Annotated in this window: 12 protein-coding genes; all 12 read left to right on the top strand. The window is 47.5% G+C overall.

Annotation, left to right across the window (positions count from 1 at the left end; translation table 11 throughout):
* Nucleotides 1-35 precede the first annotated feature (35 nt).
* The 12 genes from ABE504_RS08485 to ABE504_RS08430 all read left to right on the top strand — a co-directional run bounded on the left by ABE504_RS08485 (nucleotide 36) and on the right by ABE504_RS08430 (nucleotide 14,775).
* Nucleotides 36-1,610 (top strand): extracellular solute-binding protein, encoded by a 1,575-nt coding sequence (locus ABE504_RS08485; RefSeq protein ID WP_430087067.1) that lies wholly within the window; start codon nucleotides 36-38, stop codon nucleotides 1,608-1,610.
* Between the two features lie 73 nt (nucleotides 1,611-1,683).
* Nucleotides 1,684-2,637 carry an ABC transporter permease gene (locus ABE504_RS08480; protein ID WP_430087064.1) on the top strand — a complete coding sequence of 318 codons (954 nt, stop codon included), beginning with the start codon at nucleotides 1,684-1,686 and terminating at the stop codon, nucleotides 2,635-2,637.
* Between the two features lie 36 nt (nucleotides 2,638-2,673).
* Entirely contained in the window at nucleotides 2,674-3,543 is an 870-nt protein-coding gene (locus ABE504_RS08475) for a carbohydrate ABC transporter permease (protein ID WP_430087061.1), read from the top strand.
* A 41-nt stretch (nucleotides 3,544-3,584) separates the two neighbouring features.
* On the top strand, nucleotides 3,585-4,787 hold the full coding sequence (locus tag ABE504_RS08470) for a glycoside hydrolase family 88 protein (protein ID WP_430087059.1): 1,203 nt from the start codon (nucleotides 3,585-3,587) through the stop codon (nucleotides 4,785-4,787).
* Nucleotides 4,788-4,806: 19 nt separating this feature from the next.
* Nucleotides 4,807-7,305 carry a glycoside hydrolase family 2 TIM barrel-domain containing protein gene (locus tag ABE504_RS08465; protein ID WP_430087056.1) on the top strand — a complete coding sequence of 833 codons (2,499 nt, stop codon included), beginning with the start codon at nucleotides 4,807-4,809 and terminating at the stop codon, nucleotides 7,303-7,305.
* Nucleotides 7,306-7,340: 35 nt separating this feature from the next.
* Nucleotides 7,341-9,248 carry a heparinase II/III domain-containing protein gene (locus ABE504_RS08460; protein ID WP_430087053.1) on the top strand — a complete coding sequence of 636 codons (1,908 nt, stop codon included), beginning with the start codon at nucleotides 7,341-7,343 and terminating at the stop codon, nucleotides 9,246-9,248.
* 124 nt (nucleotides 9,249-9,372) lie between these two features.
* Nucleotides 9,373-9,534: a hypothetical protein gene (locus tag ABE504_RS08455; RefSeq protein WP_430087050.1), complete on the top strand. Its 162-nt coding sequence runs from the start codon at nucleotides 9,373-9,375 to the stop codon at nucleotides 9,532-9,534.
* A gap of 201 nt (nucleotides 9,535-9,735) precedes the next feature.
* On the top strand, nucleotides 9,736-10,122 hold the full coding sequence (locus tag ABE504_RS08450) for a hypothetical protein (protein ID WP_430087047.1): 387 nt from the start codon (nucleotides 9,736-9,738) through the stop codon (nucleotides 10,120-10,122).
* A 168-nt stretch (nucleotides 10,123-10,290) separates the two neighbouring features.
* The gene (locus ABE504_RS08445) at nucleotides 10,291-11,454 is read left to right on the top strand and encodes a DUF4317 domain-containing protein (protein ID WP_430087045.1); all 1,164 of its coding nucleotides are present in this window, start codon (nucleotides 10,291-10,293) and stop codon (nucleotides 11,452-11,454) included.
* Between the two features lie 179 nt (nucleotides 11,455-11,633).
* A complete protein-coding gene (locus tag ABE504_RS08440; RefSeq protein WP_430087042.1) occupies nucleotides 11,634-12,980 on the top strand; it encodes an ABC transporter substrate-binding protein in 1,347 nt (448 codons plus the stop codon).
* A 95-nt stretch (nucleotides 12,981-13,075) separates the two neighbouring features.
* Nucleotides 13,076-13,957: a carbohydrate ABC transporter permease gene (locus tag ABE504_RS08435; RefSeq protein WP_430087039.1), complete on the top strand. Its 882-nt coding sequence runs from the start codon at nucleotides 13,076-13,078 to the stop codon at nucleotides 13,955-13,957.
* Nucleotides 13,954-14,775, top strand: coding sequence for a carbohydrate ABC transporter permease (locus ABE504_RS08430; protein WP_430087036.1), 822 nt, complete (start codon nucleotides 13,954-13,956; stop codon nucleotides 14,773-14,775). Before ABE504_RS08435 ends, ABE504_RS08430 begins: the two co-directional genes overlap by 4 nt.
* The last annotated feature ends 111 nt before the right edge of the window (nucleotides 14,776-14,886 follow it).

The raw sequence follows: 14,886 nt of genomic DNA, 5'->3' as shown, positions 1-14,886 counted from the left end.
AAAGCTCGACTATTAAAGGGAGGTTTATTTGCCAGATGAAAAAAAAGATTGCTTTGCCATTAGCGTCCATGTTGGTGTTAACAGCACTTCTGACAGCTTGCTCGAATAACAAGAGCTCTGATGTAGAGCCAACGAAGTCACAACCTGCTGCCAGCGACAATGGCGATACTTCCAAAAGGATCAAAGTGTCGGCCATGACGATACTATATTCAGCTGCACCACCGGACAAGAGCTCGGGGATGAAGATTTTGGAAGATAAATACAATATGGACTATACCTTTATTCCCGTGGCTGCTGCTGATTACTACAACAAGCTCGGAGTAGCGGTTGCTTCCGGCGATCTTCCGGATCTAACGGTTTATCCCGGATTAGACGAGAATTGGTACAACTATTTGGATAATGGCGTGTTCATGCCTCTCGAAGACTATATTAATGAGAAGGATACGCCAAATATAGCTAAAATCCCAAAAGAAACATTGGGTCTAGTTACTTATAAAGGTCATGTATACGGCCTGCCAAGGCTCCGTTCCCAAGCGGCTCACACCCTGACAATTCGTAAAGATTGGCTGGATAAGCTAGGATTGGCCATGCCTACCACATACGATGAGCTGGAAGCGGTAATGAAGCAATTCGTGGAACGTGATCCGGATGGAAATGGCAAAAAAGATACGTACGGCCTTGCGTTTAATGCAGGATCAGGAACCCTGGGGGCGGTTTCTCTTCTCGGGTCATTCAACACGCCAACGAATATTAACTGGAGTAAGCATACGGACGGAAAAATCTATCCGGTTCTAGCACATCCTAATTTCCGTGATGGACTTTCATACTTGACAAAGCTGTATAAGGAAGGCATCCTTTCCAAGGATTTTGTCATTATGAAAGGCAATCAGGCAGAGGATGATTTTCTGAACGGCCGTGCAGGTGTAATCGGGGATTTTGCCTGGAATGCATATTCCATGGATAGGCTGAACAAAGCCAGAGCTGTCAATCCGAATTTTCAATGGGAGCCAATTCCCGCCCTTAAAGGACCAAATGGTTTCCAAGGATATGCCAAAGGGTCGGGCATTAACGGCTTTGTAGCGATCCCGGCAACACAGAGCAAGGATGCAGCTAAAGTAAAACGAATGCTGAAATTCCTTGATGACCAGATGGCAGCTGATATGAATTCCGATCCCTATAAAATATTGAATTATGGAAAAGAAGGTGAACACTACAACTTGAAGGACGGCAAGGTTGTTTATACCGATCTGGGCAACAAGGAACGTCCTTCTTTGTATCTGATCACGAATCCGCCGAGTGAAGCCACTGGATTGAACAATCCTAACGACAGCAAGGAGATTCAGGATGTCAAGAATGCTTCGTACAAAGCTGCATTGGCTGGAACTCCGTATTCCGATCCTGCGCTTAAGCTTGTACCTACACCGACATTAAAGGAAAAAGGAACTGAATTAAATAAAAACTTGTTCGAAAACATAGTAAAAGTAATTACCGGAGAACAGTCGTTGGAAAGCTACGATAAGGCATTAGCGGATTGGAAAACAAAGGGAGGTCAAAAAATTCTCGACGAAATGAACGAAGCTTATATGGCTAGCCAAGGCCAAACCAAATAATATTCAGGTTGACGGGGCGGCAAGGGCTGTCCCGTTTTTGGTAAAATGCATGTTATTTTGAGGAGGCACGGCAATGAATGCACAGGATCTTCTGGCGATGAATGCTGATTCAACGGCAACTAAGAAAACTGGATTCTGGAAGACACTCAAGAGAGAAAAATATTTATGGTTAATGGTTTTGCCAGGTATCCTGTATTTCATCATTTATAAGTATATTCCGATGTTAGGTATCGTGATTGCTTTTCAGGATTACAACCCTGTCCGCGGTATTCTGAACAGTCCGTGGGTGGGACTGAAACATTTTTCAAATCTCATCACCAACGATGCAATCCCTCGAGTGATGTGGAATACCCTTGTCATCAGTTTCTATCAAATTGTGTTGGCTTTTTCATTTCCCATTGTGTTGGCCATCATGATTAATGAAGTGAGTAGAAGTTGGTTGAAGCGGTCAATCCAAACGATTGTTTATTTGCCTCACTTTTTGTCCTGGCCGGTTATTGCTGGTATTTTCTACCTCATGTTTAGCAGCAATGGCGGAGTTACAACTCTTCTGGGACAGTGGGGGATTCAAGATTTCAATCTGCTCTCCGATCCAGACCATTTTCGGCTAATGTTAGTACTTCAACTGATTTGGAAAGAATCTGGCTGGGGGACGATCATCTATTTGGCCGCCTTATTGAGCATCAGTCCAGAATTGTATGAAGCAGCGAAGATGGACGGAGCAGGGAGATTTAGGCAAATATGGCATGTTTCGCTCCCGGGCCTTCGCAGTACGATTATGGTACTCTTCACATTGCGTCTGGGCAACGTTCTGGATGTAGGCTTCGAACAGGTTTTTCTTATGCTGAACGCACGAGTTAGCGTGGTTGGAGATGTGCTGGAGACTTATCTATATTCCACTGGGCTAGTTAGCGGCAAATTCAGCTTCGCAACTGCGGTGGGCTTGCTTAAAGGGGGTCTCGGTTTTGTGCTCATATACGGATCAAACAAGGTAGCTCGACGAATAAACGGACGAGGGTTGTATTGAACTATTTTCGGAATTGGATGTGGAGGAGCTTACAGAATGGCAGAAAAATGGACTTCCCGATGGTTTGACATGATGAATGTGTTACTTTTGTCGATCTTTGCCTTATTGTGCCTTATCCCTTTCTTTCACGTATTCGCCATGTCAACTGCGAATGTAAAGGATCAGATGTCCGGTGATTTTATTCTTTGGCCAAAAACATGGGATTTCACTTCTTATATCTATATTTTTGACACAGGTGTCTTTTTTCAATCACTTAGCAATTCGATATTTGTAACGGTCATGGGAACTGCGGTTAACATGATCCTTACTACACTTACGGCCTTCGTGTTGTCACGGCGGAATTTCTCGGGCAGGCGCTGGATTATGCTGATGATCATATTCACGATGATGTTCGGAGGTGGGCTTATCCCCACTTACCTGGTAGTGAAAGCAACTGGACTCATCAACAGTTTATGGGCACTGATCATTCCTTCCGCCATTTCTGCTTTCAATGTCATCATCATCCGCGAATTCTTTGAAAGCATTGATGAAGGGATAATTGAGTCTGCCGTTATCGACGGCTGTTCCGACTGGGGAATTTTCTGGCGAATTGTGCTGCCGCTCTCCACGGCTTCTCTTGCGACATTTACCTTGTTTTATGCAGTTGGCAACTGGAATCAGTACTTTTCCGCCGTTATTTATATTAACAAACCAACATTGTGGCCGCTTCAGGTTCTTCTTCGGCAAGTAGTTTCCGTAGGGCAATCCGATTTATTTAATTTGAATGACTCGGACCGCCCTTTGCCTCCTGCGATTTCCATCCAGATGGCAACTGTCATTCTGACCGCCCTGCCAATTGTGGCGCTTTATCCTTTTTTGCAAAGATATTTTGTTAAGGGAGTTACCCTTGGCGCGGTGAAAGGATAAAAGTACAATTGCTGCAATTTACATGGAAGGATAGGAAGAATATGGACACGGTATATGAAAATGCGCTGCGGGATATGGATATGAAAATATACAGGAACTGCCTGCTTTACAATGGAGACATTCCTTTTGCGGTTGGTTCCTTGGATGGTACGTACACGCTGTCAGGAAAAGGACAGTGGACAGACGGTTTCTGGCCAGGTTTGCAATTGCTGGCATACGCCGGACTGCAGGATGATCTGCTGTTAGGTGAGTATGAGCGGTATATGCCGTTTCTTATAGAGCGGGTTAATAATGATCCGACAGTCAATAAAGATCGGGGTTATTTGAGTCTGGATCATGATGTGGGTTTCATATTTCATCTCACTGCTGTCTATCACTATGTACTAACCGGATCGCAATCTTCAAGGGAAATAGGGCTAAAGGCAGCAGAATCGCTGCTGGGCCGTTTTCAGGAAAAGGGCAGCTACATCCGCGCTTGGAATAATTGGGAGTCAGATACGCCGGAATTCCGGCAAGAGAAGAAGGGGAAGGCCATTATTGACAGCCTTATGAATGTGCCTCTCCTGTTCTGGGCTGCCAAGGAAACCGGGGAGTCTCGCTACAGGAAATCTGCTGAGGCTCATATTCGTCAATTGGCAACTAACATCGTTAGAGAAGACGGCAGCACCTATCACTCTTATAATTTCAACCCCGATACAGGTAATCCGGTTGGCGGACGTAGTGTGCAAGGTTATTCTCATGCCTCTACTTGGTCAAGGGGGCAAGCGTGGGCTATTTATGGTTTTGCGCTAGCATATCGGTACACGGGCAATGAGGAATTCCTCCAGGCTTCACAGCGCTGCCTGAATTATTGGAAACATTCGCTTCTGCCTGAAGGGGATGCTCCTTGGGATTTTGCAGCACCGCGTAATAAATGGCTTCCCATAGATACTTCCGCTATGAGCATAGCAAGTTGCGGCATTCTAGAATTGTATCTGCACGCTCCGGACGATCGGGAACTGCATGAGTTGGCGGAACGTATGATTTCCCGTTTGCTCGAAGCCCATCGCGCCCCAGCCTTTCCCGCAGGTAATGCTTTTCTCTTGCATGGATGTGTGGGACCGGCATATAGGGAAGGTAGCAAGGAAGAGAAAGACAGGAACTATTTCTACGCCAACCAAAGTTTGATATATGGGGATTATTTTCTCTACGAGGCGATTATGCGGCTGCAGAGCAGGAATACCCTTCTACCCTGGGATTTTTAATATTGTTAAGGAGGTTTTCATGAACGTGAGTCCTACTACGATGTTCGAATCTTATATGAAACGGATGACCTCGGAGCTAGAAGCGAGAGAGGTGCAGTTTCTATGTCAGGACTGGAAGTTTTGTCCGAAAGATATTCCCGATGCTCACCGCGAGGACTTCGATGATTCCTCTTGGCGTACGCTTGATATTCCACATGATTTTTCCGTTGAGGGCGAATTTTCTGAAGATCACGAGGCCAATGGCTTTGTACAAAGTGGTGCGCTCTGGTACCGAAAGTACTTGAACTTACCCTCTGGAACCCATTATGAAAAGTACTATTTGCTTTTTGACGGTGTTGCCATGAATAGTCAAGTGTGGGTGAATGGACACTATCTAGGGCAGCATCCTTACGGATTTACCCCTTTCTGGTATGACATCACGCCGTATGTCCATCAAGAGGAAAGAGCGGTGAATGTAATATCTGTCAGAGCAGACAGTTCCTTGCAGCCGTATTCTCGATTTTATACGGGTGCGGGCTTATACCGTCAAGTTTGTTTGGTTTCGATGAATTCCCTGCACATTGAGCAATGGGGAATCAGGACCGACACGGTTAAGGTCAACACGGATCTGGCGGAACTTCAGGTTCACACGAAAGTCTGCGTTGAGCGATACAAGGATACCGTTTGGAACGCCTTTAATTGGCAAGGAACGGGAATGAAAGATAATTGCGAAGTGAAAAAAAGAGCTTTACTGGTTACCTCGATTATAGATAACAAGGGGAATGTGGTCGCGGAAGCAAAAGATTCGGTTATTCTGCCCCAATTCAGCAGGCATGAGTTCACACAGAAGCTGCAGGTGATCAGCCCCGCACTCTGGAGCCCAGCACATCCGGAACTATACAGGATTCAATCCAAACTCTTGGCGGATGGTGAACTCGTGGATGACTGCATGACCCCGTTGGGTATTAGGACACTCTCTTTTCACCAGGATAAAGGATTTAAAATTAACGGCGATTCCTTGAAGTTGAAGGGTGTCTGCTTGCATCAGGATGTGGGAATATACGGAGGAGCGGTGCCGCCCAAAGCCTGGGTTAAGAGATTGAAGCTACTGAAGGAAGCGGGAGTCAATGCGATCCGTACTGCGCATCATCCTTTTCCCGCTGAGTTCTATCATGCCTGTGACTTCTTGGGTCTGATGGTCATGGATGAAGCGTTCGACGAATGGCAAGCGGGTTGGACACGGGGGTACAGCGATCAGCCATATGGCAAAAATGTTTATGGGTATTATCTGGATTTTCAGCAATGGCATGATACTGATCTGCGTGCTATGATTCGCCGTGGCCGAAGTCATCCAAGCATCATCATGTGGAGTGTAGGGAATGAGATCCCGGAATTGTATTATAAGGAAGGCGTTGAAGTGCTGAAAAAACTGGTAGGGATCTGTAAGGAAGAGGATACGACCCGACCCGTTACGGTTTGCGCAGAGGGCAGCCATATGCTTCCTATCTATGAGGGGATCATGGATCAAGTGGATGTGGCGGGCTTCAATTATGTATCTAACCGGGAAGGAAGTGCCTACTATGCTAACCTGCATCGGGCACACCCCGATTGGATTCTTCTTGGCTCTGAGACTGGCTTTGAACCCGAGCATTGGCAAGCGATCTGCGAGCAGGATTACGCGATAGGCCAGTTCTTGTGGGCAGGGTACGACTATATGGGAGAGGGCGTTGATCGATTCGGAGAGGATGCTCATCTCGGGGATACCTTTGATATCTCGCAACTGGCCAGCTCCAATAAACGCACGGAGCGGATATTACGCCACGGCTATGCTTATGGCATGGTGGATAGCATGGATACTCCCAATGGGGAATATTTCTACAGAGCCAGTATCTGGTCCGATGCCCCTGTCCTTCAGTTGGCTGTTAAAGCGAAAGAAACAGAGAAGTTTAAACATTACCGCTATCTAAAAGCGGATTTGCACTGGAATTTCCAAGATAACGCAGCTAGCAAGACGGCTTATTGCTTTACGAATTGCGAGCAGGTGGAGTTATTTCTAAACGGCAATTCCCTTGGTGTGCGGCAACCCGAACCAAACAATCCCTTTGCCATGGAGTGGGATCTTGACTATGCGCCCGGAATCCTGCAAGCAGTGGGGTATATAGGAGGCAAACCTGTCAGCACAAGTGAACTTGTTACCTCTGGCCAGGCTTCGCAGATCCAGTTATACTGCCAGGACAGCCTTCTTCAGGCAGGAGAACGCGAGGATGCAGTCATCGACATTTCTATCGTGGATGAAAACGGGGTTCTTGTGCCGGATGCATCCCATCTGGTAACTGTCCGTGTGACAGGCCATGGACATCTGCTGGGGGTTATCTCCGGGGACTTGACCAGCAATACCAGCTATAGAGCAAGTAGTTGCAAGGCATTTAAAGGCAGGTGCGTGGCTGTTATTCGCGCTGGGATCACACAGGGCCCCATAGAGGTTGTGGTGGAAGGGAAAGGTCTGGCACCATCAACCATTGTTTTGACAAGCTGTTGATAAGCGTAAATGTGCAATTTACATGGAGGATCATGATGTTAACTGAACGTTATGCCGAAAACCTGAATGATTTGCTGCTGCCAGTAGATCGGATGATTCCGCTTGATCGCGTTGCAAGAGACGTGCCTCAAGCGTTGAAGCAGTACGCGCATAATCGCGCCGAGAGTTATTTGAATTATGAATGGCCGAGTTTGCCGGCCACATTGTTTATGGAGTTTTCCAGGACCGGTGACAGGAAACGATACGAATCCCGATATTTTGCGCGCCGCCGGGCACTCCAGGTTCTGGCTCTGGGGGAATGGCTGGAGGGGAAAGGGACTTTCATGAATGATCTGGTAGATGGCATTTGGGCCATTTGCGAGGAAACAACCTGGGTGCTGCCCGCTCATCTGTATATGACCAAAAGTAAAATGGAGCCCATAGCTGATATCGATGAACCAGTCATTGATCTATTTGCAAGTGAAACAGGAGCGTTGCTGGCCTGGATTCTGTATATATTGGAACGTCCCCTAGCTGAGGTAAGTCCACTGTTGGTAAGCCGCATGCACCGAGAATTGAAGGAGCGGATCATCACGCCTTACCTTACGCGCAGCGATTTCTGGTGGATGCTGGAGGTAAATCCCTTTGGCATCAACAACTGGGCACCTTGGTGTACCTCTAATTGTCTGTCGGTTATTCTACTGCATGAATCTGACCAGGCTAAGCGTGTAAATTGCGTGGCCAAAGCGATGCGAACATTGGACTTGTTTCTGGCACACTACCCAAAGGACGGCGGTTGCGATGAAGGCAGTTCGTACTGGTACCGCGCCGGTGGCTCTCTGTTTGAATGCTTGGAACATTTATATGTGGCAAGTGGCGGAAAGATCGATATATTCGATGAATCTTTGATTCGTGAGATAGGCAGCTTTATGTCCAAGGTGTACATAGCTGACGATTACTTCGTAAACTTTGCTGATGGAGCTGCTCGCAATCTTGGTATTCCCGCATGCCTGTATCGATATGGGGAACGTATTGGAAACAGCAGCTTGTCTGCGATTGGAAGACATCTCCACAAGCTGGGGCGTCTTCAGGGCAGGTTGCTGCAAGCAGATTCCTTATACCGAGAGCTAACGGAGATTGCCTGTTATGACGGGCTTCAGACAAATGGTGGGGAAGATCAGATATTTCTTTCGGATGCGTGGCTGCCAGACCTTCAGGTCATAACCGCCAGAGAGCTGAGTGGAGCGGCCGAAGGCTTCTATATCGCGGCTAAGGGCGGGCACAATGCAGAAAATCATAACCATAACGATATAGGTCAATTCATCGTCTATCTGGATGGCAAGCCAGTTCTAGTGGATCCGGGAGTCGGGACGTATACGGCCCAGACCTTCTCCGAAGGGAGGTATGAGATTTGGACTATGCAGTCCTCCTACCACAACTTGCCCACTATTAATGGGTATCAACAACAAGCAGGCCGTAAATATTCGGCAAAAGCCTGCAAGTATGAGGCGGACCTAGACTATGCCATGATGTCGGTAGATCTGTCCGGGGCATATCCGGATGAAGCGGATCTAGCCAGATGGCTGCGTACAATAACGCTTCATCGTTCGTTAGAATCTAAAGTAACCATAGCAGAGGAAGTTGCAATGAGAGAAGAATTCGGAGATGTCTGTATGCATCTAATCACTCCTTGTCTGCCACGGATTAATGAGAATAATGAGATAAGGCTTTATGTTGAGAACAAGGAAGTGGTGTGTATTTCTATCTCGGGCCCTCAAGTGAAATGCAAAGTAGATACCATCGAATTGACGGATGAAAAGCTCCAAAAGGTTTGGGGAGATCGCTTGTACCGTTTAGTACTGGAATCTGCTAACAAGGTGAAGACAGCCTCATGGGAACTGACTCTCAAACGGAGTATAAGCGACATGCCGACGATCACAGGAACTCCATCGCGAAAGGGATAGATCACTAAGAACTGCGCTTCAGACGATTTTTGCTCCCCGCCCAAAATATGCTAAGATAGATATGGGCAGATTCATACTTTGCGCATATGAGCGCAGGGATTCCAAAAATTTGGGAGGATGTCGTATGGAAGATTATTTTTTGGTGAAAGATGGCAGGATTGTACGCTGGGATGGACTGACACTGGGAGGAACGAAAATCCGGGTTGACGAGTTGATTGAGTCATTTGGACGGAAGGCTCTTGATGAAATTGAACAGTATGGTTTCTACAGTATAAAGAAATCTTAAGACATTTCCAAAGAATAATACATCTGCCTTTATTAAATAGGATCAACAAAACGAACCGTCAGGGTAAACTTCCCTGGCGGTTTTTCTTCGTGTCAGCTAGCATTGATTTCTTCCAAAAAACGGCAACTGACCGTTTCTCTCTATCATTTTCTTTCATAGAATACTATGTATTTTAATAGATTACGAGGGAGGTGAACGTTCATGTCCGATAAAGTTGTATTGTCCACTGGCGTGTTGACGCGAGAACCCGGCACGATAACAGCCGTTGTCAATCTTGTGAATCTTGAAAGGAGAGACAGCCATCGGGTAGTCGTTGAGGTATGGGATTGGTCATCTTACTCGACGCCTACTCAGTTAACGGTGCTCATTGGCGACAATGTGCCTGTCATGTTCCCCTACAGCCTAGCCGCTCAAAACCTCGCTGTCATGTATGCGGATTTAGACGAAACCGTTGATCTCTACGAGGTTCGTATTACGCTTCCCGATGAGGAGAAAGTGATTGCGAACTGCTTTGGCAGAAGCCTCCCGCCTTACGCTAGTCAAGAAGGGAATACGGTTTTGCAAAAGCAGTTGGTTAAAATCAATTAAGCCTGATCTAGACGAGAACCTTCAATCCCACTTCAGAGGGGGTTGGAGGTTCTTTTCGTGGAAAGTCTTTCTTTTTGAAGGCATCTCTCGTATAGTTAGAATTCTATGATGAAAATTACGAAAATGGAAAGTAAATATTACATTTCATAGGAGTTGTCTAACGGAATCATGATGAAGAAAGAAATGGCACATATTCGCAAGCAATTTAAATTGGATCATGAGATGCTTCGTCTTTTCGACATTTTTAACGTGTATATTATGAAGGAAAGTAACGAGATCTACCATTATGAGCGTCAGCCGTTCGCCTTATTGGACAGGGAGAAACAGGAACTCTACATGGCCAATTTCAAAAAACTAATGACCGGTGAATTAGATCAGAAGCTGTTCGAGTTAAAGTTTCAGGAGGAAGCGGACCAGCCTACGCAGGTGCTTCTCCATCAAGCTTTGGTGACAGGCAGCCCGGATGAGTGGCAGGATCTGATGCTCTTGTTAGTAGAGAAAATGCTGGTGGATACCAAGTACGAACAGGATACGGTGGTTACTTTTGTTAAGGGGCAATATTCCAAGCCGACCAAGGCGAGGAATGATGAAGCCGAGGTAAGCGAAAAAGACGAGATGTTCGCGAACTTGTTCATACTGTGCAGCGTGAATTCCACGGAACAACAGCGGAAAACGCTCATGTTTGATTATGTCGAGCGGGAATTTAAGTATAATGTTTTCGTAGATCCGATCATCAAATTGAACACGCCGGAGCAAGGTTTTTTCTATCCTAGTGTGACGGACAACTATTCCGACGTTAATCGCATTGTGTATTGCGCGGGGAAAGTGAATGAACCGAATCCGCAATTCATTGAGAAAGTTTTAAATGCCGAGCAGACCGTGACGGCGCTGGAAGAGAGAGCTATTTTTGAGGAGATTGTGAAGGAAGTGGCGGGTGAACAACTAGATGCCGCGACGATCGCGCAGGTGTACGAGGAAGTTCATCGGGTCATCGAGTCCCATGAAGAAGAAGAGCCGCCGAAGCTGGATTTTACAGATGTCGAACGCATGCTGAAGGTGAGTGGCGTGGAGGATGTGACGAAGGAAAAGGTTGAACGCGCGTTCCAAAACGTCGTCGATGACAGAAACTATGAACTCAAAGCGAGCAGTGTCATTCCGAAGTTCACGTCCAAATCGATTAAAATTGAAACGAAGGTAGCTACGATTTCCGTCAGTCCCCAGGATTTAAAATACGTCAGACAGGTGAATTACCAAGGGAAACGCTGTATTATGATCGAGGTCGACGAAGATGTCGTGATTGAAGGATTTACGCTTAATACGGAGACATTGTAGAGGAACAAAACGGAGCGCCGCGGAATTGCGGGCTCCATTTTTTTATGTCATACGGCGACTTCCCTTCATCCCTCGTTATCCATGTTTAATCTTAGTTATTTAAAGAGACCCTAGAAATCAACTATTCTTAGTAATGTAAGCACATTCATTTTTCAAGGACATGGGAGGTCAACAATCAGATGAAAAAATCATTCACACCATGGATTGGCGCGGGGACAACGTTCGTGATGGCGGCAACTTTGCTTGCCGGCTGCGGCAGCGCTACGAATACAACGCAGGAAACAAGCAAAGCGGGCGGTGCGGCCGCGACAGCGGGAGCGAAGCCTTTTGCAGGTAAAACTATCTCGCTGGTAACGGCGAACCATCCTTGGGCGGATGCGATCAAGCCGCTACTGCCGGATTTTGAGAAAGAAACGGGCATCAAAGTGAACGTAGAGAGTTTCTTCGAAGATCAGCTGACGCAAAAGCTGACGGTGCAGTTCACTTCGGGCTCAGCAACGCCGGATGTGTTCATGTATCGCCCGCTGCAAGAAGGCAAGCTGTTCTATAAGAACGGCTGGGTTCAACCGTTGGATGATTATGCGAAAAAGGATCCGAATTACGATTTCAACGATTTCTCCCCTTCATCGATCGGTTCCACGACGGTAGATGCGAAGTTGGCGGGCATTCCGATTATTACGGAGCAGGAAATTTTGTACTACCGCAAGGACTTGCTGGAGAAAGCGGGCATTGCGGTTCCGAAAACGTTGGATGAGCTGCAAGCCGCGGTGAAAAAGCTGCACGATCCGAAAAACGAAATGTACGGTTTCGTAGCCAGAGGCCAACGTTCACCGCTTGTCACGCAAGTATCTTCGTTCCTGTACTCGGAAGGCGCTGACTTCACGAACGGTGACAAAGCGACGATCAACACGCCTGAGGCGGTCAAAGCATTTACGACTTACGGCACGTTGCTGAAAGATTATGCCCCTCCGGGCGTGCTGAATATGTCCTGGCCGCAAGCGTTCGGCATTTTCGCGCAAGGTAAAGTGGCGTTCCTGACGGATGCGAACTCCCTCTACAACAACGCGATCGATCCTGCCAAGTCGCAGGTGGCCGATAAAGTCGGATTTGCCGTCTTCCCTGGCGGAAAAGCAGGCTCCAAGCCGTACAGCATCACATCCTGGGGGCTGGCGATGAATGCCAAATCCGGCAACAAAGATGCGACATGGGCGTTCATTCAATGGGCGACAAGCAAAGATGTCGTGCTAAAAACGCAGCAAAAAGGCAACCCGGGCGCGCGTGCTTCGGTATGGGATAAACCGGAAGGCACAACAGGCTTCCCGGCAGCGCTTGTGCCGATTATTAAAGAAAGCGCCAAAACCGGCGTTGACCATGACCGTCCGACTGTGATTAGCGTAGGTGAAGCCCGCGACGCGGTAGGCGAGATCGTGCAGAAGCTGATGACAGGCGAAACGAATATTCAGCCGGTGGCCGACAAAGCGAACCAAGCGCTGCAAACGATCATGGATAAAGATAAAACGAAGTAAGTGCAACTTTCCTAAGATTGACGGGTTAAAAGGGCCGATAGCCGGCCCTTTCATACCCTGACAGCTTTTGATTTAGCAGAAAGGGGGAATGCAGTGTGCAATACAGTTGGTTTAACCGCAACTTGAAATGGATTTATACGCTCCCGGCTGTGTTCTTCGTCCTCATCATGATGCTGTTCCCCATCATCTATACGGTTCGGATCAGCTTCTATGAGTGGAGTATGTCGGCGACAACGCCGCCGGCTTGGGTGGGACTCGGCAATTATATCGCGTTATTCAAAGATGAGCGCTTCTGGCATGCGGTCGGATCGACGTTTTATTTTACGATCGCGGCGCTGGCGCTGGAAGTGATCCTGGGGGTTGCGATTGCCCTGCTGCTGTCCAGAGAGTTTAAAGGTAAAAATCTGGTAAAAACGGTGTTCCTGCTGCCGATGGTAGCAACGCCGGTTGCGATGGGCCTCGTGTGGATGCTGATTTACGAGCCGACGATCGGTGTGGCGAACATGATGCTCAAAGCGATGGGGCTAAAGCCGCTCTTATGGCTGGCATCGCCGAATCAAGTTATTCCTTCCCTCGTCATCGTGGACGTGTGGGAATGGACGCCGATGATTGCGCTGATCATCATGGCCGGTTTGGCAACGCTGCCTTCCGATCCGTATGAGGCGGCCGACGTGGACGGCGCGAGCGCGTGGACCAAATTCGTCTCGATTACGCTGCCATTGCTCAGACCGACGATTATTGTCGCCGCGATGCTTCGTCTCATCGATGTACTTAAGACATTTGATATTATCTATGCAACAACTCAGGGCGGACCTAACTTTGCGTCCGAGACGCTAAATCTGTACGGCTATGTGCAAGGGTTCCAATATTTTAAACTGGGCTCGGCTTCATCCTTGCTCGTTGTGTTCTTTATGCTGGTGATGGGATTAACGCTGTTCATGATCTGGATGCGCAAACGATTGGAGGGAGCGTCATGAAAAAGAAGAAAGGTCAAGGCAAACGCTTCCTGCAAACGCTGCTCACGTACGTGGTTCTTATCGTTTTCGCTTTCCCGTTTGTGTGGATGCTGCTCGCTTCCTTCAAGACGCAGGCACAGATTTTATCGACGGGGCAAATGTTTGTGTTCAAGCCAACGTTTCATAATTATGTCGCTGTCTTCAAAGAGTATGACTTCCTCAAATTTATTGGGAACAGTTTTCTTGTCGCTTTCGGTTCGACCTTGCTTTCCTTGATTCTCGGCCTGCCGGCCGCGTACGCTATCGCAAGGCATCACCTTCACAAATTAGGGCTGCTTATCCTGGTCGCGAGAATTATCCCGGGGATCACCTTCCTGATTCCTTGGTTTATCCTGTTCTCCAAAATTCATTTGGTGGACACGTATACAGCACTGATTTTGAGTCATATGCTCGTAGGCCTCCCCTTCATTATCTGGATTATGATTTCGTTCTTCGAGGCGCTTCCGACGGAGATCGAGGAGTCGGCGCTGATCGACGGCTGCACGCATCATCAAGTATTCCTGCGGATCATTATGCCGCTTTCGGGCCCTGGTGTCATTACGTCTTCGCTGTTGTCGTTCATCTTTTCGTGGAACAACTTTATGTTCTCGATTATTTTGGCGGGGGACAAAACGAAAACGTTACCGATCGCCGTGTTTAACTTCATGTCCTACTCTGAAATCAACTGGGGTGCGCTCATGGCGGCGGCGTGCATCATTACCTTGCCGGTATTGATCATCGCGCTTGTCTCCCAGCGCTATGTCGTCAGCGGCCTTGCTGCCGGTGCTGTAAAAGGCTAATAAAAAGGAAAAACTATACGGGAATGAGATGGAAAGCCTTTCTTTTGGAAGGCTTCTCTCGTATAGTTAGAATTCGATGATTAGCAAGCTCAGCGGAAGCATGGAAGGTGA

Origin of the sequence: Paenibacillus oryzisoli (assembly GCF_050467285.1) — a bacterium.
Classification (GTDB): domain Bacteria; phylum Bacillota; class Bacilli; order Paenibacillales; family NBRC-103111; genus Paenibacillus_E; species Paenibacillus_E oryzisoli_A.
Note: the sequence above shows the minus strand (reverse complement) of the source record. Positions and strands in the feature narration are given on the sequence as shown.

Excerpts from the sequence above, each read along its gene's own strand:
- ABE504_RS08470 (WP_430087059.1), top strand. The coding sequence starts at position 3,585 with ATGGACACGGTATATGAAAATGCGCTGCGGGATATGGATATGAAAATA.
- ABE504_RS08485 (WP_430087067.1), top strand. The coding sequence starts at position 36 with ATGAAAAAAAAGATTGCTTTGCCATTAGCGTCCATGTTGGTGTTAACA.
- ABE504_RS08430 (WP_430087036.1), top strand. The coding sequence starts at position 13,954 with ATGAAAAAGAAGAAAGGTCAAGGCAAACGCTTCCTGCAAACGCTGCTC.
- ABE504_RS08445 (WP_430087045.1), top strand. The coding sequence starts at position 10,291 with ATGATGAAGAAAGAAATGGCACATATTCGCAAGCAATTTAAATTGGAT.
- ABE504_RS08440 (WP_430087042.1), top strand. The coding sequence starts at position 11,634 with ATGAAAAAATCATTCACACCATGGATTGGCGCGGGGACAACGTTCGTG.
- ABE504_RS08475 (WP_430087061.1), top strand. The coding sequence starts at position 2,674 with ATGGCAGAAAAATGGACTTCCCGATGGTTTGACATGATGAATGTGTTA.
- ABE504_RS08455 (WP_430087050.1), top strand. The coding sequence starts at position 9,373 with ATGGAAGATTATTTTTTGGTGAAAGATGGCAGGATTGTACGCTGGGAT.
- ABE504_RS08480 (WP_430087064.1), top strand. The coding sequence starts at position 1,684 with ATGAATGCACAGGATCTTCTGGCGATGAATGCTGATTCAACGGCAACT.
- ABE504_RS08460 (WP_430087053.1), top strand. The coding sequence starts at position 7,341 with ATGTTAACTGAACGTTATGCCGAAAACCTGAATGATTTGCTGCTGCCA.
- ABE504_RS08465 (WP_430087056.1), top strand. The coding sequence starts at position 4,807 with ATGAACGTGAGTCCTACTACGATGTTCGAATCTTATATGAAACGGATG.
- ABE504_RS08450 (WP_430087047.1), top strand. The coding sequence starts at position 9,736 with ATGTCCGATAAAGTTGTATTGTCCACTGGCGTGTTGACGCGAGAACCC.